13 protein-coding genes are annotated in these 20,765 nt (G+C 74.4%); 3 read left to right on the top strand and 10 right to left on the bottom strand.

The features are described from left to right. The first annotated feature begins 10 nt into the window (after positions 1-10). On the top strand, positions 11-1,354 hold the full coding sequence (locus ACIF6F_RS12810; protein WP_399945171.1) for an ABC1 kinase family protein: 1,344 nt from the start codon (positions 11-13) through the stop codon (positions 1,352-1,354). A gap of 30 nt (positions 1,355-1,384) precedes the next feature. Here ACIF6F_RS12810 and ACIF6F_RS12805 read toward each other — a convergent pair whose 3' ends face one another. The 5 genes from ACIF6F_RS12805 to ACIF6F_RS12785 form a co-directional block, all read right to left on the bottom strand. Further along, positions 1,385-1,591: a hypothetical protein gene (locus tag ACIF6F_RS12805; RefSeq protein ID WP_399945169.1), complete on the bottom strand. Its 207-nt coding sequence runs from the start codon at positions 1,589-1,591 to the stop codon at positions 1,385-1,387. Positions 1,592-1,710: 119 nt separating this feature from the next. Next, the gene (locus ACIF6F_RS12800) at positions 1,711-2,037 is read right to left on the bottom strand and encodes a hypothetical protein (protein ID WP_399945167.1); all 327 of its coding nucleotides are present in this window, start codon (positions 2,035-2,037) and stop codon (positions 1,711-1,713) included. Further along, a complete protein-coding gene (locus tag ACIF6F_RS12795) occupies positions 2,034-2,402 on the bottom strand; it encodes a WhiB family transcriptional regulator (RefSeq protein ID WP_399945165.1) in 369 nt (122 codons plus the stop codon). Before ACIF6F_RS12795 ends, ACIF6F_RS12800 begins: the two co-directional genes overlap by 4 nt. A 175-nt stretch (positions 2,403-2,577) precedes the next feature. After that, on the bottom strand, positions 2,578-2,910 hold the full coding sequence (locus tag ACIF6F_RS12790) for a hypothetical protein (RefSeq protein WP_399945163.1): 333 nt from the start codon (positions 2,908-2,910) through the stop codon (positions 2,578-2,580). A gap of 168 nt (positions 2,911-3,078) precedes the next feature. Beyond that, on the bottom strand, positions 3,079-5,193 hold the full coding sequence (locus ACIF6F_RS12785; RefSeq protein WP_399945562.1) for an ATP-dependent DNA helicase UvrD2: 2,115 nt from the start codon (positions 5,191-5,193) through the stop codon (positions 3,079-3,081). A 259-nt stretch (positions 5,194-5,452) separates the two neighbouring features. Here ACIF6F_RS12785 and ACIF6F_RS12780 point away from each other — a divergent pair, with 259 nt between their 5' ends. Further along, a complete protein-coding gene (locus ACIF6F_RS12780; protein ID WP_399945160.1) occupies positions 5,453-5,707 on the top strand; it encodes a mycoredoxin in 255 nt (84 codons plus the stop codon). An 87-nt stretch (positions 5,708-5,794) separates the two neighbouring features. Here the strand turns inward: ACIF6F_RS12780 and nudC are convergent, their stop codons facing one another. The 5 genes from nudC to ACIF6F_RS12755 form a co-directional block, all read right to left on the bottom strand. Continuing rightward, the gene (nudC, locus tag ACIF6F_RS12775) at positions 5,795-6,757 is read right to left on the bottom strand and encodes an NAD(+) diphosphatase (RefSeq protein ID WP_399945157.1); all 963 of its coding nucleotides are present in this window, start codon (positions 6,755-6,757) and stop codon (positions 5,795-5,797) included. A gap of 123 nt (positions 6,758-6,880) precedes the next feature. Continuing rightward, positions 6,881-8,308: a dipeptidase gene (locus ACIF6F_RS12770; RefSeq protein WP_399945154.1), complete on the bottom strand. Its 1,428-nt coding sequence runs from the start codon at positions 8,306-8,308 to the stop codon at positions 6,881-6,883. 9 nt (positions 8,309-8,317) lie between these two features. Then, on the bottom strand, positions 8,318-12,631 hold the full coding sequence (locus ACIF6F_RS12765; protein WP_399945153.1) for a UvrD-helicase domain-containing protein: 4,314 nt from the start codon (positions 12,629-12,631) through the stop codon (positions 8,318-8,320). A gap of 520 nt (positions 12,632-13,151) precedes the next feature. Beyond that, on the bottom strand, positions 13,152-17,108 hold the full coding sequence (locus ACIF6F_RS12760; protein ID WP_399945150.1) for a UvrD-helicase domain-containing protein: 3,957 nt from the start codon (positions 17,106-17,108) through the stop codon (positions 13,152-13,154). A gap of 167 nt (positions 17,109-17,275) precedes the next feature. Then, on the bottom strand, positions 17,276-17,665 hold the full coding sequence (locus tag ACIF6F_RS12755; protein WP_399945148.1) for an MGMT family protein: 390 nt from the start codon (positions 17,663-17,665) through the stop codon (positions 17,276-17,278). Positions 17,666-17,808: 143 nt separating this feature from the next. Here ACIF6F_RS12755 and ACIF6F_RS12750 point away from each other — a divergent pair, with 143 nt between their 5' ends. After that, positions 17,809-20,568 (top strand): lysylphosphatidylglycerol synthase domain-containing protein, encoded by a 2,760-nt coding sequence (locus ACIF6F_RS12750; protein WP_399945145.1) that lies wholly within the window; start codon positions 17,809-17,811, stop codon positions 20,566-20,568. Positions 20,569-20,765: the final 197 nt, after the last annotated feature.

Genomic DNA, 20,765 nt, shown 5'->3' with positions numbered 1-20,765 from the left:
GGAGGGGCGCATGTCTGATCTTCCCCGGAAGGCGGTCACCCGTACCGTCAAGCTGGCCGCGCTGCCCTTGGGCATCGCGGGGCGGGCCACCTGGGGCCTGGGCAAACGGCTCGGCGGGAAGTCCGCGGAGATCGTGGCGCGTGAGCTGCAACAGCGCACCGCCGAGCAGCTGTTCCGCGTTCTCGGGGAGCTGAAGGGCGGCGCGATGAAGTTCGGGCAGGCCCTGTCCGTCTTCGAGTCCGCGCTGCCGGAGGAGGTGGCCGGCCCGTACCGCGCGGCGCTGACCAAGCTCCAGGAGGCGGCCCCGCCGCTGCCGGCCGGGACGGTGCACCAGGTGCTGGCCGAGCGGCTGGGCGACAACTGGCGGGATCTGTTCTTGGAGTTCGAGGACAAGCCGTCCGCGGCGGCGTCGATCGGGCAGGTGCACCGGGCCGTGTGGCACGACGGGCGGGAGGTCGCGGTCAAGGTCCAGTACCCGGGCGCAGGCGAGGCCCTGCTGTCGGACCTCACGCAACTGGGCCGGTTCGCCCGGCTGCTGGGGCCGCTGATCCCCGGCATGGACCTCAAGCCGCTGATCACCGAGATGCGGGACCGGATCGAGGAGGAGCTGGACTACGAACTGGAGGCGGAAGCACAGCGGTCGCACGCCGACGTCTTCGCCGGTGACCCGGACGTGGTGGTGCCGGACGTGGTGCACCAGGGCGAACAGGTGCTGGTGACCGAGTGGATGGAGGGGATACCCCTCTCGGAGGTGATCTCCGACGGCACGCAGGAACAGCGGGACGCGGCCGGTCAGCTGCTGGCGCGCTTCCTGTTCTCGGGCCCGGCGCGGACGGGGCTGCTGCACGCCGATCCGCATCCGGGGAACTTCCGGCTGCTGGAGGGAGCCGACGGCGGCCTGCGGCTGGGCGTGCTGGACTTCGGCACCGTGGACCGGCTGCCGGGCGGACTGCCGGCGACCATCGGCCGCTCGCTGCGGATGGCGTTGGAGGGCGATGCCGAGGCGGTCTACGAGGAGTTGTGCGCCGAGGGGTTCGTGCGGAGTTCGATCGAGCTGGATCCGGACGCGGTGCTGGAGTACCTGGGCCCCATCATCGAGCCCGCGGAGGTGGACGAGTTCACCTTCACCCGGGGCTGGATACGCGGGCAGGCGGCGAGGATCGCCGATCCCCGCTCCCCCGCACACCAGTTGGGCAAGCAGCTCAACCTGCCGCCTGCCTACCTGCTGATCCACCGGGTGACGCTGAGCACCATCGGGGTGCTGTGCCAGCTGGGCGCGACGGTGCGGCTGCGGGAGGAACTGCAGGCCTGGCTGCCGGGATTCCTCGCGGAGGAACCGGCTCTCGGGGACTGAGCCGCCGACCCGGGCACCGCCCGGTCCGGGTCACCACCAGGAGGAGTCGAGTCTCCCCTCGATGGCCCGGATGTTGGCCCGGGCGCAGTCGTCGCAGAAGAACTGTCTGCTGCCGTTCTCCACGGAGCAGGTCCAGGTGACCGGGGGCCCCTCGGGGGCCTGTTTGCCACAGCGCGCGCACACGACGGCCCCGTTTGCGGGACCCGGCGGTGGGGGGTGGGGAGTGTGCTGGTCCACCTCCAGACGATATCGCCGGGACGTGTTGACGGGGCCCGCAACGCACCGTGGGGACCGGTCCGTTCGGACCGGTCCCCACGGGAGGCGGATCGAGCTGGGTCAGCCTTCGGGCCGCTGGGTCAGTGCATGACCGCCATGGCCAGCGCGCGGCGGGCGCGCATGGAGACGCGCTCGGCGCGCCGCTGCATGCGGCGGGCGGCGATCAGGCGCACGGCCTGACGTTCCGCCTCGACCTCACGCAGGCGTTCGTGCATATGGGCACGGGCCAGGGCTTCTGGGATGAGTTGCATTTCGCGGGTCCTGTTCTGGCGCGAGATGTGCGCGCCGGGGGTGTTGAAGTCGGTGGTGGCGGAGCCGGACGGCTGCTCGGAGGTGTGGGGGGTCATCGGGGCCTGCTTCGGGGGTTCGTGCGTGAGGGGACGGTCGATGGTGCCGATGCCGGTCATGCCGCGACCGGGTTCTTGCGCGGGCGGCCACGGGGCCGCTTGCGGGCGACGACCACACCCTGGACGAAGAGCTCTCCGCCCCAGACGCCCCAGGGCTCCCGGCGCTCCTTCGCGCCGGCGAGGCAGGCCTCGACCAGCGGGCAGGTGCGGCAGAGCGACTTGGCGTACTCGACGTCGGCCGGGGACTCGGCGAAGAAGACCTCCGGGTCGTAGGTACGGCACGGAACGGGCACGCCGAGGTTCTCGATGGCGTCGTCGAGCGCGGTGAGCGCGGTGAGCGGAGTCAAGGCGGAGTCCTCCGGGACTGCGGGCGGGGAGATCATCTGGGAGGGCGGTACGGACGGGGCGTGCGCTTCGAGTTGCACGGTGGTTTCGTTCCTCGTCTGTTGTGTTCGGCCTGTTGGCCGGGGTTCGGCTGGTACCGGGTGTTGCCAGTCCCGAGGCCCCTTCGCTCCGTCGTCCCCGTTCGGGGACAAACAGAAGGGCCGCGGATCCCGGGTGGGGTTCCGCGGCCCTGAAGGCGCCTGCCTGATCAGGAGATCAGGCTGGATCACTCCAGGGTTCGAGCCCACGGAAGGCCCACATCGTGTGGTGCTGCGTCGTCTTCAGGGATCCGGCACCGGCGGCCGCAAAGGCATAGGCATCTGCCTGCGCCACTGCTACTGCTGCCGGTGCCTGGGTCGGTCGCTCGCTCCGCTCATTGCGCTCACGGACCGGAAGGGTCGCGAGGGCGGCGGGACCGCCGACGAAGGCAGCGGACAGACCGGTGCCCTGAGCGGCGGGAATGAACGAGACGAGCTGGGTGGAGCCGAGCAGGCAGGAAGCGGCGACCGAGCGATCGGTCATTTTGGTGAAGGTCATGAAGCTGGTCACTGGTCTCGCCTCCTCTCGGCGTCTCGGGGACGGTGGCCCGGGGGCCTGTCCCATGCGTATTCGGATAAGTACAGCACGGAGCGGGGGCCTCAGAGAAGCCACCGTTTCCGTTGCTAAGAACCTATGGGGAGCTGCGGGGCATGTGCAAACTATTTTTCCGACGAGTTTCTACGCGTCGCCCGCGTCCGCCTCCCCGGGCTCCTGACCTGCGCAGATGGCCAGGACGTCGGCTCCGAACCGCTCAAGCTTGCGGCCACCCACTCCTGAGATCATCGCGAGCTCTCCCCCGTCCGAGGGCGCGGCCTCGGCGATCGCCATCAGGGTCTTGTCCGTGAAGACGCAGTACGCGGGCTGTCCCAGGCTCTTCGCCTGCTCCGCGCGCCAGTCCCGGAGGCGCTCGTAGAGCCCTTCGTCCATGTCGGAAGGGCAGTCCTCGCAGCGCATGAGCTTCATCTCACCCGCGTCGTTGAGCGTCTTGCCGCACACCCGGCACTGCACGGGACCGCGGTGCCGCCTGCGGGCGCCCCGCTCGATGCCGCCCGCCCCGCCGGTGCTGCGGGGACCCCCGCCCAGGGAGCCGGGGCGCAGGCCGTTCAGGAAGCGGCTGGGGCGGCGGGAGGCCCGGCCGCCCGGGGACCGGGCGAGCGCCCAGGACAGCGTGAGGTGGAGGCGGGCGCGGGTCACGCCCACGTAGAGCAGGCGCCGCTCCTCCTCGATCTGGTCGTCGTTCTTCGCGTATGTGATCGGCAGCATGCCGTCGGTGAGCCCGACCAGGAAGACGGCGTCCCACTCCAGGCCCTTGGCCGCGTGCAGCGAGGCGAGCGTGACGCCCTGCACGGTCGGGGCGTGCTGGGCGGCGGCCCGCTCGTCGAGCTCCACGACGAGGTCGGCCAGGGTGACCTCGCGCCGGGCTCGGGCGAAGTCCTCGGCGAGCCGGACCAGGGCGGCCAGCGACTCCCACTGGTCCCGGACGGCACCGGAGCCGGCGGGGGGCTGCGGGGTCCAGCCGTTCGCGCTGAGCACCGCGCGGACCTGCGCGGGGAGCTCGACCACGTCGTCAAGCAGCGGGTCGTTCGCCCCGAAGCGGGCGGCGCTGCGCAGCTCGGCGATGGCCCGGCGCACTTCCTGGCGCTCGAAGAAGCGTTCGGCGCCGCGGAGCTGATAGGGCACGCCCGCGTCGGCCAGGGCCTGCTCGTAGACCTCGGACTGGGCGTTGATCCGGAAGAGCACGGCGATCTCGCCGGCGGGCACGCCGCTCTTGATCAGGTCGCGGATCCGGCGGGCCACTCCCTCGGCCTCGGCCGGCTCGTCGGCGTATTCCGCATAGACGGGCTCGGGGCCTGGTTCGCGCTGGGAGACCAGCTCCAGCCGGTGGTCGGCGGCCCGTCCGCGGGCCTGCCCGAGCAGGCCGTTCGCCAGGTGCACCACCTGGGGGGTGGAGCGGTAGTCGCGGACCAGCTTGACCACGGTGGCCTGCGGGTGGCGGTTCCGGAAGTCGAGCAGGTGGTCGGGCGTGGCTCCGGTGAAGGAGTAGATGGTCTGGCTGGCGTCGCCGACCACGCAGAGGTCGTCGCGGTCGCCCAGCCAGAGTTCGAGGAGCCGCTGCTGGAGCGGACTGACGTCCTGGTACTCGTCGACCACGAAGTGCTGGTACTGGGCGCGGACGGTCTCCGCGATGTCGTGCCGGTCCTGGAGGATGCCGACCGTGAGGAGCAGCACGTCCTCGAAGTCGATCATGACGCGGTCGCGCTTGAGCTGTTCGTAGGCCGAGTAGATCTGGGCGATCTCCGCGGCGTCCCGGGGGGCCTCGCGGCCGGCCTTGTGGGCCGCGGCCGGGTAGTCGCCGGGGACGGTCTGGGTGACCTTGGCCCACTCGATCTCGCCCGTGACGTCCCGCAGCTCGTTCCGGTCGAGGCGGACGCGGCAGCGGGCCCCGGCCTCGGCGACCAGCTGGATCTTGCGCTCGACGAGCCGCGGCAGCTCCCCGCCGACGGCGCGCGGCCAGAAGTACTGGAGCTGGCGCAGGGCGGCCGAGTGGAACGTGCGGGCCTGGACACCGCCGGCGCCCAGCGCGCGCAGCCGGCCGCGCATCTCGCCGGCCGCGCGGTTGGTGAACGTCACGGCCAGCACGCTGGCGGGCTGGAGCACGCCGGACCGCACGCCGTACGCGATCCGGTGGGTGATGGCGCGGGTCTTGCCGGTGCCCGCACCGGCCAGCACGCACACCGGCCCCCTCAGCGTGGTCGCCACCTCGCGCTGCTCCGGGTCCAGGCCCAGGAGCACCGCGTCGGCCGACTCCGCTTCGGAGGGGAAGGAGGGGGAATGCGTTGCTGCTGTCACACAGCCATGCTGCCAGGTCCCGCGAGGCGGACGCGGCGGTTGTCCACAGGGGAGGGGGGTCGGTCGTACGAATATGACTGATGCCACCGGGCAGGCGCCGGGAATGACCCGGGGCCGCCGTACGTTCGAATGGTCGGACCGACGTGGCCTCCAGGCCCCGCCGGTCCGCTCGTGACCACGTCCCCAGAGGAGCGCACCCACCATGCAGGGTTCCGTGACGATGTACAGCACCACCTGGTGCGGCTACTGCCGCCGGCTGAAGAGCCAGCTGGACCGGGAAGGCATCGCCTACACCGAGATCAACATCGAGCAGGACCCGGAGTCGGCCGCCTTCGTCGAGAAGGCGAACGACGGCAACCAGACCGTCCCCACCGTCCTGGTGGTCTCCTCCACCGGCAGCGAGCGGGTCATGACGAACCCGAGCCTGGCCCAGGTGCAGCAGGCCCTCGCCGTCTGAGGCCCGCGCCGCGCGACGCCGAGCCCCCGCCGAGGCGGGGGCTCCGTGCGTTCCGGGCCCCGCCCCGCGCGGTCCGGGGCCGCCGGGTCAGCCCAGCGGCTTCGGCAGCGGTTCGCCGTACCAGAGCTCGACGAGCCGGGCGGCGATCGAGATCCCCGACAGGGGCACGACCTCTCCGGACTCGAAGGCCAGGCGCAGCTCCTCGCGGGAGAACCAGCGGGCCTCCTCGATCTCCTCGCCGTCCACGTTGATCTCGGAGCTGGTGGCCCGGGCCCGGAAGCCGAGCATCAGGCTGGACGGGAACGGCCAGGGCTGGCTGGCCACGTACTCCACCTCACCGACGGTGACTCCGGCCTCCTCCCACACCTCGCGGACCACAGACTGCTCGATGGACTCGCCCGGCTCCACGAAGCCGGCGAGGGTGGAGAAGCGGCCCTCCGGCCAGTGCACCTGGCGGCCCAGCAGCGCACGGTCCCGGTCGTCGGTGACCAGCATGATCACCGCGGGGTCGGTGCGCGGGTAGTGCTCGGCACCGCAGGCCGGGCAGCGCCGGACGTGCCCGGCCGCGGCCACCACGGTGCGCTCGCCGCAGCGCGAGCAGAAGCGGTGCAGCCGCTGCCAGTTCTCCAGCGCCACCGCGTGCACCATCAGCCCGGCGTCGCGCGGCGACAGCAGCAGCCCCGCCTCGCGCAGCCCCGCGGGGCGCGCGGACTGGTCCATCCGGCCCGGCAGCGAGTCCTTCTGGAGGGCGAAGTAGCTGACGCCGTCCTCGTCGGTGCCCAGGAAGTACCGGTGGGTCTCGGTGAGGGGTGCGTCGAAGGCCGGGGTCATCACGATCCCGGTGCCGCCGTCCGGGGTGTCGTCGATCAGCACCTGGCCGCCGGAGACCACGAAGACCCGCGTGGTCGGGTGGCTCCAGGCAGCCGCCAGCCAGGCCTCGTCCAGGCGGTGGTGGGCGGCCCGGTCGATGCCACTCGGCGCGGTCAGCGAGACGGGACGGCCCGCCGTCAGACCCAGGTTCTCGGTCGAGGTGCTCACAGGTGCTTCCAACTCCCCCGTTGTGTGGTGAACGGTGCGTGTGTGGTGCGGTGCGGCGCACGTGATCGTCGGTGGCGGCCGGCCGTGAGGGGCGGCCGGCCGGGGCGGGCTCGGACAGGGGCCGCCCTCCCCCGGTTACCGGTGGGCTGCGCCCCCGGTCCAGTTCTCCGCCAGGTCGCCCCAGAGGTACGCGCCGGCCTCCGCGCCCTTGAGCAGCAGGTCCAGCTCGATCTTCTCGTTGGGGGCGTGCCAGCCGTCGGACGGTACGGAGATCCCGAGGAACAGCACGGGCGCTCCCAGCACGTCCTGCAGGTCGGCGGCCGGGCCCGAGCCGCCCTCGCGGGTGTAGCGGATCTTCTCGCCGAAGGCCCGGCCCATGGCGCGGGTCACCGACTGCAGCGCCGGGTGGTCCAGCGGGGTCAGGCAGGGGCGGGTCGGGGCGCCGAAGACGATCTCGTGGCGGATGCCGGCCGGGATCCGGGCCGCGACCCAGTCCTTCACGGCCGCCTCGATCACGTACGGGTCCTGGCCCGAGACCAGGCGGAACGACAGCTTCAACTGCGCGCCCTTGGGGATGATCGTCTTGCCGCCGGGACCCTGGTAGCCGCCGCCGATGCCGTTGAGCTCGGCGGTCGGGCGGGCCCAGACCCGCTCCAGCGTCGAGTACCCGGCCTCGCCCAGGGTCCCGTGGGACTTGGCGGTGCGCAGCCACTCGGCCTCGTCGAAGGGCAGCTCGGCGATCAGCTCGCGCTCGGCGGGCGAGAGCTCGGCGATGCCGTCGTAGAAGCCGGGGATGGTGACGCGCTCGTCCTCGTCGTGCAGCGCGGCCACCAGGCGGGCGGCGACTGTGGCCGGGTTGGGCACGGCGCCGCCGAAGGAGCCGGAGTGGATGTCCTGCTCGGGGCCGAAGAGCTCGATCTCGCAGTCCGCGACGCCGCGCATGCCGGTGCACACGGTCGGGGTGGTCTCCGACCACATGCCTGTGTCGGAGACGATCACCACGTCCGCGGCCAGCCGGGCGGCGCGCTCCTCGACGAGGTCGCGGAAGTTCGGGGAGCCGGACTCCTCCTCGCCCTCCACCAGCAGCTTGAGGTTGACCGCAGGCGCCGTGCGGCCGGTGGCGGCGAGGTGCGCGCGGACGCCGAGGGTGTGGAAGAACACCTGTCCCTTGTCGTCGGCCGCGCCGCGCGCGTACATGCGGGCGCCGCCCCCGGCCGTCTCGACGATCACGGGCTCGAAGGGGTCGGTGTGCCAGCCGTCCTCGCGGGCCGCGGGCTGGACGTCGTGGTGGCCGTAGACCAGCACGGTCGGGGCCTCCGGGTCGCCGCTGGGCCACTCGGCGAACACCGCCGGGGCGCCGGGCGTGGGCCAGACCTCCGCGACCGGGAAGCCGGTCTCGCGGAGCTTGGCAACCAGCCAGTCGGCGCTGCGCCGCACGTCCCCGTCGTGGTCCGGCTGGGCCGAGACGGAGGGGATGCGCAGCCACTCGGCGAGGTCGTCGAGGAAGGCGGCGCGGTGCGTGTCGATGTACGTGCGGACGGCGCTGTCCGGGGTGAGGCTCATACCCCGAGCCTAGCCGCCCGTCCGGGGCCCCCTTCCCGCGCCCGATTTGCCTTGGAGGATCCGCTCAAGGCCGGCCCGGCCGGGCAGCCGGGAGGGGCGGATCACCCGGCCGCTGCGGACGTGCAGGAACGCGGCGGCGACCCGCTCGGGGTCGATGCCGTGGGCCTCCGCCCAGGCCAGGCGGTAGATGGCGAGCTGGAGGGGGTCGGCGTTCGTGCCGTGGCCGGTCTTCCAGTCGACGATCTCGAAGCCGCCGTCGTCCGTGCGGTAGACGGCGTCGATCCGGCCCCGGACCACCCGGCCCGCCAGGGTGACCTGGACGGGCACCTCCATGCGGTACGGGGTGCGGGCCGCGTACTCGCTCCGCTCGAAGCTGGCCTTGAGCAGCTCGAGGTCGCGCTCGTCGGCGATCTCCGCGTCGGTGCCGGGCAGGTCCTCGGGGTCGAGGAGGGGGAGCTCCAGCTCGTCGAAGCGGGACTCCACCCACGCGTGGAAGCGGGTGCCGCGGCGGGCCGCGGGCTGCGGAGGCTTGGGCATGGGGCGGGCGAGCTCGCGTACGAAGCCCTCCTCGTCGGCGGCGAGCCACTGGAGCTGCGACGCGGTGAGCGCCTGCGGGAGCGGTACGTCGCGCACGGCGGCCCGGGCCCGGCGCAGCTCTCCGGCGAGCGCCTCCAGATCCCGGTCCCACGACGCGGCGAGCCGTGCCTCCTCCGGAGTGAGCCGGGGCGCCTGCCGCGGGCTGCCGGTACGGGGGCCTGCCGCGCCCGCACGGGCACGCGCCGGCCATCCCCCGGCACGGGGCTCGGGCAGGCCGGAGCCGCTCGGGCTCCCGACGTACCCGGGCGCCGCGTCCGCCCCGAGGTCCTCACCGGCCCAGGGGTCGTCGAAGTCGCCCGCCGCCCCGCGGGGGGAAGCCGCCTCGTCCGTGCCGGCCGGGCGCCGGGCGGAAGCGTCGGCGGGGCGCCCCTGCGGGGCATCGCCCCACGGATCCTCGCCCGCCCCGGGGAACGGGTGGCCCGCGGAGCGGTCCGTGGGCAGGGCGGAGCCCGCCGCTCCGCCTCCGCCGGAGGCCGGGATCCAGGGGTCCTCGCCGGCCCAGGGGTCCTCATCGGCCCAGGGGTCCCCGTCGGGCCACGGGGCGTCGCGGTCGCCGGCCCCGTCGGCGGCCGGCGACCCGGCGGGCCGGGGCCCGGCAGCCCGTCCGGCCCACGCGCCCTCGCCCGCCCAGGGGTCCTCATCGGCCCCCGCGTGGCCGAAGGCGTCCGGGAGATCGGGGCCGGGGCCGGCGGCGGGCGCGTGGTGGCCGCTCTGCGGCACCCGTGCGTCGTCCCGGTCGGACAGGTCGGCCCGGGGATCCTCGCCCGCCCACAGCTCCTGGCGGTGATCGGCCTCCCCTGGAAACCGGTGGCCGGCCGGCCCGGCCCGGTCCCCGGTGGGATCCGGTTCCGCCGTGGCGCGCACGCCGGGGGCCGCCCCCGAGGCGGGTACGGCGCGGCCGGGCGCCGGCCCGTCCTGGGCGGCGTCCGCCGTCCCCTCCGACGGGGGCGGGGCGTCCGAGCCGTACCAGTCGTCCGGGAAGGGGTCATCGCAGTGCGGCGGCCAGAGGTACTCCTCGGCGTCCGCGGCGGGCGGGCCGGCGTGCCGGCCGGGGCCGGGGCCGGCCGGGCGGGTATCGGCGGGTCCCTCGCCCCGGGGCTCCTCGGAGGGCACTCCCGCCGGACGGTCCCAGGAGTCGTCCCAGAGTTCATCCCCTGGGACGGCGGCAGGGGCGCTCACGGCCGGGCGCACGCGGGATCCACGTCTGCCGGGACCCGTGCCACCAGCACCCGCATCCGGGCCGGAGGCCTCCAGGTGGGCCAGGACCAGATCGGCGGCCGCGCGGCGGCGGCGGAGGGAGTCGCGGTCCAGCGGGAGCGGCCAGGACCGGTCGTGGGCGGGGGTGTCGAGCGCGGGGTTCGACTCGTCCTCGCCCGGCCGCTCCGCCCAGACCTCGATCTCCCCGTGCCCCGTCGCGCAGTGCGCGTACAGCGCCTCCAGAAAGGCCGACGGGCCCCGCAGCCGCTTCTGGGAGGGCCCCCACCAGTGCCCCGAGGCCAGCAGCAGCGAGCGCGGCCGGGTGAAGGTGACGTAGCCGAGGCGCAGCTCCTCCAGCTCCGTGTGGTCCTTCATCTCGGCCTTGTAGGCCTTCATCGCGGCCGAGGTCCAGCCGCCCACGTCCGGCAGCGTCGCCGCGTCCCCGCGGAGCGCGTGCGGCAGCACCTGCGGCTGCGCCGTCCACGACTCGCGCGGCCGGTCCGACGGGAAGGCGCCGGTGACCAGCGACGGCACCGCCACCACGTCCCACTCCAGGCCCTTGGACTTGTGGGCGGTCAGCACCTTGACCGTGTTCTCGCCGCCGGGCAGCGAGTTGTCCAGGCCCTTCTCGTACTCGGCTGCGGTGCGCAGGAAGGACAGGAAGGCCAGCAGCGAGGTCTGGCCGTCGAGAGCGGCGAAACCGGCGGCCACGTCCAGGAAATTGGACAGGGTCTCGCGCCGGCGGGCGGCCAGCGCGTGCGGCGACGCGGACAGCTCCACGTCCAGGCCGGTGGCCGACAGCACGCGGTGCAGCACGTCCATCAGCGGGTCGGCGAGCCCGCGCCGCAGGTCGCGCAGCTCCGCCGCGAAGCGGGCGAAGCGCACCCGGGCGTCGGCCGAGAACGGCAGGCCGTCCTCCGCGCCCCCGTCGAGGAACGCGTCGAGCGCGTCGGCCAGCGAGATGATCTCCGAGGGGTCGACGCCCTCGACGGCCTCCGCCAGCCGGTCCGCCTCGGCCTCCCCCCGCTCGCGCGCCACCAGCAGCCGGGCACGCCGCCCGAGCAGTGCCAGGTCACGCGCGCCGATCCGCCAGCGCGGACCGATGAGCAGGCGGACGAGCGAGGCGTTGGCCCCCGGGTCCTGGAGCACCTCGCACATGGCGACCAGGTCGGCGACCTCGGGCAGGTGCAGCAGCCCGGACAGGCCGACGACCTCGACCGGCACGTCCCGCGCGACCAGCGCGCCCTGGATGGCCGGGAAGTCGGCGGCGGACCGGCACAGGACCGCGATCTCCCCCGGCGCGGTGCCGGTGCGCACCAGGTGCGCGAGGGAGTCCGCGAGCCAGTCCAGTTCCTCGGCGTGCGTGCGCAGCAGCGCACACCGTGCGAAGCCGTCCCGCTCGGCGCCCGGGGCGGGGCGAAGTGCCTCGACGCCCTCGTGCATCGCGCGCAGCGGGGCGGCCAGGCCGTTGGCGAGGTCGAGCAGGCGGCCGCCGCTGCGGCGGTTCTCGCTGAGCGAGTACCGGGTGGCCGGGCTGCCGTCGGCGTACGGGAAGTGCTCGGGGAAGTCGTCCAGGTTCGCCACGGAGGCCCCGCGCCAGCCGTAGATCGCCTGGCAGGGGTCGCCGACGGCGGTGACGGCATGTCCCGTGCCCCCTCCGAACAGCCCGGACAACAACAACCGCTGCGCGACCGAGGTGTCCTGGTACTCGTCCAGCAGCACGATCCGGAACTCCTCGCGCAGCAGCGCGCCCACCTCGGGCCGGGTGGTGGCGAGCCGTGCGGAGAGGGCTATCTGGTCGCTGAAGTCGAGCAGGTCGCGGGACCGCTTGGCCGCGCGGTACCGCTCGGTCAGCTCCAGCAGCTCCAGCCGGGCCGCGGCGGCCGCCGGGACCTTGCGCAGCTCCTCGTTCCCGAGCTTCACCCCGGCGAGGCCGGCGAGCAGCCCGGTGTCGTACGCGCGCAGCCGGTCGGGCTCCACCAGGTGCTCGGACAGCTCCGAGTCGAGCGCCAGCACGTCCCCGACCAGGTCGGGCAGGGAGCGGGTGAGCGCCGGGTACGGCCCGGGCGCCTCCCGCAGCACGCGGGCGGCCAACTGGAACCGCGTCGCATCGGCCAGCAGCCGCGCACTGGGCTCCAGCCCGATGCGCATCCCGTGATCGGTCAGCAGCTGCCCGGCGAAGGCGTGGTACGTGGAGATCCGCGGCTCCCCGGCCACCCCGTCCGGATCCCCGGGCAAGGGATCGGGGTCGGTCACCCCGGCCCTCACGAGCGCGGCGCGCACCCGCTCGGCGAGCTCGCCGGCGGCCTTGTTGGTGAAGGTCAGCCCGAGCACCTGCTCGGGCGCGACCTGCCCGGTGCCCACCAGCCACACCACACGCGCGGCCATGACCGTGGTCTTGCCCGACCCGGCTCCGGCCACGATGACCTGCGGGGCGGGCGGCGCGGTGATGCAGGCCGTCTGCTCCGGAGTGAAGGGAATGCCGAGGAGCTCTTTGAGCTGCTCGGGATCGGTGATGCGTGCGGACACGAGAAAAGAGGCTAGCCGGGTCCACCGACATCCCGGACGTTCCGTTCCCCACACCCCTCCGCTACCGCGGGAGGTGCCCGCCCCGTGCCTCACCGCACCAAGGCCAACTCCCCCTTGGCAGGGCCTGGTGGGTCGTGTGGTGTGTGGGGAAGGTGCTTGACGGGGCGTGGCAGGCTGGTCTCCCCCAGCTACCGCTGGGAGGTACCCCCAGTGGCAGGCCCGGGCCTGGGGTGGCCGAAGGCCAGGGCGAAGCCCCAAAGCCCCAGGGGTGGGCCTGCCGCTGGGCCTGCAGGCCATGCCCCGTCAAGCACCGAGGGGACCCACACACCACACGACCCACCCCCGAAGCTCCGGCGGCCCAGCAGGACACAGCTGCGCCCGGAAGCTCCGGCGAACGGAACAGCCGGCAGCGCCGGTGGACCCACCACCAGAAGCTTCGGCCGCCCCACCCCCGGAAGCTCCGGCGCCCCAAGCCCCCGCCCCGAACCCCCCAGCACCGAACCCCCGGCACCCAGCCCCCTCACTCCACCACGTGCCGCCCCTCCGGCCGGGCACTGCAAGAGCTGCGGAACGAGCAGTACGTGCAGTGCCGCCCGGTAGCCGGAGTGAACCGCTCGTCGAGCACCCGCCCCGCGGCCCCCGCCAGCAGTTCGCCGACCCACTCGCCGGCCAGCGGCTCCTGGGCCTGCACCTTCGGGGCGTCTTCGCCGCCGTCCTTCTTGGCCGCGCCCTGGCGGAGCTGCACCAGTTCGGCGCCGCCGGCGGCGGGCCGTACCCCGGCGAAGGCCTCGTCGACCGCGCCCTCGCGGACCGCCAGCTGGTACACGGCGAGCTGCGGATGCCGGGCGACCTCGTCCCGGGTCGGGGCGTTCTTGCCGGTCTTGAAGTCGACGACGTACGCGCGCCCCTCCGGATCGGACTCGACGCGGTCCATGGAGCCCTTGATCCGGACCTGGTACTCGCCGGCTTCCAGCGTGACGTCGAACTCGTGCTCCGTGGCGACGGCGGTGCGCCCGCCGCGGTCGGAGACGTGCCAGCGCAGGAAGCGCTCCAGCGCGGCGCGGGCGTTCTCCTTCTCCTGGCGCGACTTCCAGGGCGCGTCGAAGGCGAGGGCGTCCCAGACCGAGTCCAGCCGTTCCATCAGCACGGCCAGGTCGGCCGGGGTACGGCCGGAGGCGACCTCGTCGGCCAGTACGTGGACCACGTTGCCGAACCCCTGGGCCGCCGTTGCGGGGGCGTCGGCCTTGACCTCGCGGCCGAGGAACCACTGGAGGGAGCAGGTGTTGGCGAGCTGGTCCAGGGCACTGCCGGAGAGCGACACCGGGCGGTCGCGGTCGCGCAGCGGGACGCTGGTGCGCGTCGGCTCGTACAGGCCCCACCAGCGGTGCGGGTGGGCTGCCGGGACCAGCGGCTGGCCGTCGTCGTCGGCGAGCGCGGCGAGCCTGGCCAGCCGCTGGGCTGCGGCCTCGCGGAGGGCGGGTGAGGCGTCGGGGTCGACGGTGGTGGCGCGGAGTTCCGCCACGAGCGCGGACACCGCGAGGGGACGGCGGGGGCGGCCGGTGACGTCCTTGGGCTCGACGCCGAGTTCGGTGAGGAAGCGGGAGGGCTGGTCGCCGTCGTCCGCGGGCGCCTTGACGGCGGTGACGACCAGCCGGTCGCGGGCGCGGGTGGCGGCGACGTAGAAGAGACGGCGCTCCTCGGCGAGCAGCGCACCGGGGGTGAGGGGTTCGGCGAGGCCGTCGAGGCCGATGCGGTCGGCCTCCAGGAGGGAGCCGCGGCGGCGCAGGTCCGGCCAGAGGCCTTCCTGGACCCCGGCGACCACCACGAGACCCCATTCGAGGCCTTTGGAACGGTGGGCGGTCATCAGGCGGACGGCGTCGGGGCGGGCGGCGCGGCCGCCGAGGGTGTCGGCGGCGATGTCCTGGGCCTCGACCTCTTCGAGGAAGTTGAGCGCGCCGCGGCCGCCCGTGCGCTCCTCGGCGCGGGCGGCGGTCTCGAAGAGCGCGCACACGGCGTCGAGGTCGCGGTCGGCGTTGCGGCCGCCGGGGCCGCCGCGGCGCGCGGAGCGTTCGAGGCGGGTGGGCCAGGTGGTGCCGTTCCAGAGCTCCCAGAGGGCCTCTTCGGCGGTGCCACCGCCTTCGAGGAGCTCGCGGGTCTTGCGGAGCAGCATGCCGAGGGTCTGGGCCCCGCGGGCGTACGCGGGGTCGTGGGCGGTCAGCCGCTCGGGCTCGGCGAGGGCACGGGCCAGGAGTACGTCGCTGGGCGCGGGTACGCGGATGCCGGCGGCGCGCTCTTCGTCACGCAGGGCGCGGCCGAGGCGGCGGAGGTCGGCGGCGTCCATCCCGGCGAGGGGCGAGGTGAGCAGGCTGAGGGCCGCCTCGACCCCGACCCACCCTTCCGCGTGCGCGGCGGTGCCGGCTTCGCTGCCGGTACCGGCTGCACCGGTGCCGCTCCCCGTCTCGCCCCCGGGCGCGCCGCCCGTACCGTCCCCGGAGCTGCGCACCGGGTCACTGTCCCGCCCGCCCGCCCCGGCGTCCGGAGCAGGCTCCAGGGCCCCGGCCCCGACACCCGCCGCCTCCGGCGCGGGAACGGCCGGAGCCTCCGGCCCACCGACGCGGACGGACACGACGCCGGAGCCGGCGGACGCAGCCGGGTACGCCGAGGCGCCACCGGCACCCACCCCGGCGCTACGCGCCGGGTCCCTGTCCCGCCCGCCCGCCCCAGGATCCGGAGCGAGCTCGGGGTCGGTACCGGGCGCGGCCGAGCCGGCGACGGCCGGGTCGCTGGCAGAAGCGGTCGGCTCGGCGGCAGGCGCGGCAGGATCGGCAGCGGGCACGACCGGCGGGGTACCGGGCGCCGACGGCGCGTCGGCCGCCGACACGGCCGGCCCCTGCTCGGCAGCCTGGACCGTGCCGACACTCCGGGGCTCGGCCGCAGCGGCCGCGGCCGCGTGCTGCGGCTCGCTGCGGTCGTCCGCGGCCGCCACGGCCGGCGACTCGTCGGCGGTCGACGACGCGTCGCCAGCCAGGACCGCGTCAGCACCCGACGCCGGAACCGCCCGCTCCGCCCCCGCCTCAGCCGCCCCCGCCCAGGCCGGCGCCATACCCGGCTGCCCCGGCGGCGTTGCCGGGGCAGCCGGCGGGCGGGTCGCCGCCGTGGCCGTTACCCGGAGGGCCGTCAGGAGGGGGGTCACCGCCGGTTCGTGGCGGAGGGGGGCGTCCGTCGCCGGGGTTTCGACCGGGACGCCCGCCGACGTCAGGGCGCGGCGCATGGCGGGGAGGCGGCCGCCCGCGCGGACCAGGACGGCCATGTCCTGCCACGGCACGCCGTCCTCCAGGTGGGCCCGGCGCAGCAGGTCGGCGATGTTGTCCAGTTCCGCGCCCGGCGACGGGTACGTGAAGACCTCCACCGAGCCGCCCGGCCGCACCGCCTCCAGCGCCCGGTGGGCCTGCACCGCGGCGGCCGGCAGCCGCGGGACCGGCATGCGCCGGGTGAGCAGCCGGGTGGCCTCCAGCAGCGCCGCCCGGGAGCGCCGCGAGGTGCCCAGGACCCGGACCTCGGCGCCCGGGAAGTCCTCCCGGAAGCCGAGGATGCCGTTCAGGTCCGCGCCGCGGAAGGCGTAGATCGACTGGTCGGGATCGCCGAAGGCGACCAGGCCCCGCCCGCCGCCCAGCGCCTTCAGCAGCCGGATCTGCGACGGGTCGGTGTCCTGGTACTCGTCCACGAAGACGGCGTCCCAGCGCCCCCAGAGGCCCGCCTCCGCACGCTCGGCCAGCAGCACCGCGCGGTGCACCAGCTCGGCGTAGTCCAGGGACCCCTGGGCGTCCAGTACGTCGAGGTACTCGTCCAGGAAGCGGGCCGCGGCGGCCCAGTCCGGCCGCCCGAGCCGGGCCGCGAAGGCGCCCAGCGCCTCCGGCGACAGGCCCAGCTCCCGGCTGCGGGCGAGCACGGCCCGTACCTCGTCCGCGAAGCCGCGCGTGGTGAGCGCCGCCCGAAGGTCGGAGGGCCAGGAGATGGAGCCCAGCTCCTTCTGGCCGGCCAGCAGCTCGCGCACGGTCAGGTCCTGCTCGGGACCCGACAGCAGGCGCAGCGGCTCCGCGAACAGGTCGGCGTCCTGGTGGGCCCGGACCAGCGCGTAACAGAAGGAGTGGAAGGTGGTGGCCTGCGGCGCCCGCGCGCCGCCCAGCCGGAGCGCCACGCGGTCGCGGAGCTCGACGGCGGCCTTGCGGCTGAAGGTCAGCACCAGGATCCGCGCCGGGTCCGTGCCCTCCTCCACGCGCGCCGCGACGGCCTCGACCAGCGTGGTCGACTTGCCGGTGCCCGGCCCGGCCAGCACCAGCAGCGGTCCGCCCCTGTGATCAACCACCGCACGCTGCGCTGCGTCCAGAACAGGTGTATCCACGTGTTCCGGCCCGGTGCGCACCAGCCGGTACGCGTCGGGAGTCCGCGTACGTCGGCTGGAAGGGGAGGAGCTCACGTGGGTCGCCGGTCCTGGTTCGGGGTGTTCGGGGTGGTGCGAGCGCGCGCGCTCGAAGAGAAGACGCTACGCCAATCGGGCGGCGAAGTGCATCGCGCTCACACCGGTCCGCTCATCCCCCGTACGGACGTACGAGCACCCGCGCGGGCGCCCCATGGCGGAAGCTGTCACTTGTGAGCATCCCGCGCCGGGCCCCCTGCCTGCCCGTCCCACCGCGCCCGTCTCATGTCGAGCCGCGGCACGTGCCCCTCGGCGCCCCGGCCCGCCTCCCGCAGCGGGGTGCCCTCGTCCCGGTAGTGCGCCAGCGCCCGCAGCTCGCTCCCGGGAAGCAGCCTGCCGTCGGCCCGCACGACCCGCCACCAGGGCACCGCGGAGCCGTACAGTGCCATGACACGGCCCACCTGGCGCGGGCCGCCCTCCTCCAGCCACTCGGCGACATCGCCGTAGGTCATCACCCGGCCGGGCGGAATCCGCTCGGCCAGGTCCAGCACCCGCTCCGCGTACTCCGGGTACTCGGGCAGGTCTCCGTCAGACAGCTCCGCGCTCATCCGGCCCATGGTGCCGCAGGACACCGACAGCCGGGTCGGCGAGGGCGCGAGCGGGCCTCCGGAGCCGGACCACGGTCCTCCGGATGCCCGGCGCGCACCCTGATGCCCGCCCGGTCAGCCGGTCCGTGCCACCATCTTCCGGGCGGTGACTGGTGATACGAGAACAAGAAGAGATCCAAGAAGAGATCCGTAAAGAGTCGCGAGAAGACGCGTCGGACGGCACACCGAGGGAGCAGGGCGTGAGCGCGCAGGGCCCCGACGAGGGGTTCGTCGACCCGCTTGAGGGTGACGAGCCGCTGCTCGCCGCGCGCGTCCACCGCCCCTCGGACCTGGTGCGGCTGCTGGTCGGCATGCTCGGGATCGTCGTGGTGCTGGCGATCGCCGCCTTCGCGCACGGCACGACCGTGGGCCTGGAGTCGGACATCCGCGAGGGCACCGGCCAGGCGCCCGACCTGCTGATCAAGATCGCGGGGCTGGTGTCCAGCATCGCGGTGCTGCTGGTGCCGGTGGCCTTCGCCATCGAGCGGCTGATCAAGCGCGACGGGCTGCGGATCGCCGACGGCGTGCTCGCGGCCGTGCTCGCGCACGGCGTCACGCTGGCCACCGACCTGTGGGTGGCGCAGGCCGCGTCCGACACCATCAAGGACGCGCTCACGATGCCGCAGGGCGCCGGCGGGACCTTCACCGACCCCGTGCACGGCTACCTCGCGCCGGTCATCGCCTACATGACGGCCGTCGGGATGACCCGGCGGCCGCGCTGGCGCGTGGCGCTGTGGGTGGTGCTGCTGCTCGACGCGCTGGCGATGCTGGTCGGCGGGTACACCACCCCCTTCTCGATCATCCTGACCGTGCTGATCGGCTGGACCGTGGCGTACGGCACGCTCTACGCCGTCGGCTCGCCGAACGTCCGCCCCACCGGCCAGACGCTCCTCGCCGGACTGCGCCGCGTCGGCTTCCAGCCGGTGCGCGCCATGCGGGCGGAGGAGGAGCCGGAGCTCCCGGAGCACAACGACCGGGGCCGGCGGTACCTCGTCACGCTGGAGGACGGCGGGCCGCTCGACGTGACCGTCGTGGACCGCGAGCAGCAGGCTCAGGGCTTCTTCTACCGGGTCTGGCGGCGGCTGACGCTCCGCGGGATCACCACCCGCCGCAGCCTCCAGTCGCTGCGGCAGGCGCTGGAGCAGGAGGCGCTGCTGGCGTACGCGGCCATCGCGGCCGGGGCGAACGCGCCCAAGCTCATCGCCACCTCCGAGCTGGGTCCCGACGCGGTCATGCTCGTGTACGAGCACATCGGCGGCCGGTCGCTGGACGCGCTGCCGGACGAGGAGATCTCGGACGAGCTGATCCGCAACGCCTGGCAGCAGGTGCGCGCGCTCCAGTCGCGCCGCATCGCGCACCGCAGACTGGCGGGCGACGCGCTGCTGGTGGATCGTTCCGGCAGCATCGTGCTGACCGACCTGCGCGGCGGTGAGATCGCGGCGGGCGACCTGGTGCTGCGGATGGACATCGCGCAGCTGCTGACCACGCTCGGCCTGCGCGTCGGGGCGGAGCGCTCGGTGGCGGCCGCGGTGGCGGTGCTCGGCGGCGACGCGGTGGCCGACTGTCTGCCGCTGCTCCAGCCGATCGCCCTGACCCGCTCGACGCGGGCGACGCTGCGGCGGCTGGGCCGGGAGCGGGCGCAGCGCGAGCGCGAGGCGGTGCTGGCGGCCTCGAAGGCGGCCAAGGAGGCCAAGGAGCGCGAGCACGAGGCGGCGAAGGCCGGGGCCGGGGACCGGGTGGAGGCCGCCGCCGGCGCCGGCGGGGAGCGGAGCAAGGTCGGTGCGAAGGTCTCCGCGGCCAAGGCCGACAAGGCCGAGAAGAAGGCCGAGAAGCGCGCGCTGGACGTGGCGCTGGACGAGGCCCGCGAGGAGGACCTGCTCAGCCAGATCCGCGGGCAGGTGCTGCTGATCCGTCCGCAGGCGCCGGTGGAGCCGGCCCGGCTGGAGCGGATCAGGCCGCGCACGCTGGTGAGCTTCATCGCGGGCGCGTTCGCCGCGTACTTCCTGCTCTCGCAGCTGACGCACATCAACCCGGCCAAGACCGTGGCGGACGCGCAGTGGGGCTGGGTGGCGGTGGCGCTGGCGTTCTCCGCGCTCAGCTATCTGGCGGCGGCGATGAGCCTGCTGGGCTTCGTGCCCGAGCGGGTGCCGTTCCTGAAGACCGTGCTCGCGCAGGTGGCGGGGTCGTTCGTGAAGCTGGTGGCGCCCGCGGCCGTGGGCGGCGTGGCCCTGAACACGCGCTTCCTCCAGCGGTCCGGCGTGCGGCCGGGCCTGGCGGTGGCGAGCGTGGGCGCGTCGCAGTTGTTCGGTCTGGGCAGCCACATCCTGCTGCTGCTGGCCTTCGGCTACCTGACCGGCACCGAGAAGACCCCGGAGATGACTCCGTCCCGCACCGTGATCGCCGGCCTGCTGACGGTCGCGGTGCTGGTGCTGGTGGTCACGGCGGTGCCGTTCCTGCGGAAGTTCGTGGTGACGCGGGTACGGGCGCTGTTCGCGGGCGTGGTCCCGCGCATGCTGGACGTGCTCCAGCGGCCGCAGAAGCTCTTCACCGGCATCGGCGGCATGCTGCTGCTGACCGGCTGCTTCGTGATGTGCCTGGACGCCTCGCTGCGGGCGTTCGGGGGCGCGGAGTCGGTCAGCTACGCGAGCATCGCGGTGGTCTTCCTGGCCGGCAACGCGCTGGGCTCGGCCGCCCCGACCCCGGGCGGCCTGGGCGCGGTGGAGACGACCCTGACCCTCGGGCTGGTCGCGGTGGGCGTGGACAAGGAGATCGCCCTCTCCTCGGTCCTGCTGTTCCGCCTGATGACCTTCTGGCTGCCGGTGCTGCCGGGGTGGCTGTCGTTCAACTACCTGACGCGTAAAGAGGCCCTCTAGCCACCGGGGGCGGGTGCCGTGCCGGTTCGAGTGGAAGCCCTGCCGGTTCCGCTGGGCCGCCGGGGCTTCGGGTGACGGTCGCCGGAGCTTCGGGTGGTGGGTCGTGTGGTGTGTGGGTCCCCTCGGTGCTTGACGGGGCATGGCCTGCAGGCCTCCCCCAGCTACCGCTGGGAGGTACCCCCAGCGGCAGGCCCACA

Origin of the sequence: Streptomyces sp. NPDC086023 (genome assembly GCF_044540325.1) — a bacterium.
Taxonomy (GTDB): domain Bacteria; phylum Actinomycetota; class Actinomycetes; order Streptomycetales; family Streptomycetaceae; genus Streptomyces.
The sequence above is the reverse complement of the archived record's forward strand: the minus strand, read 5'-3'. Positions and strand labels throughout refer to the sequence as shown.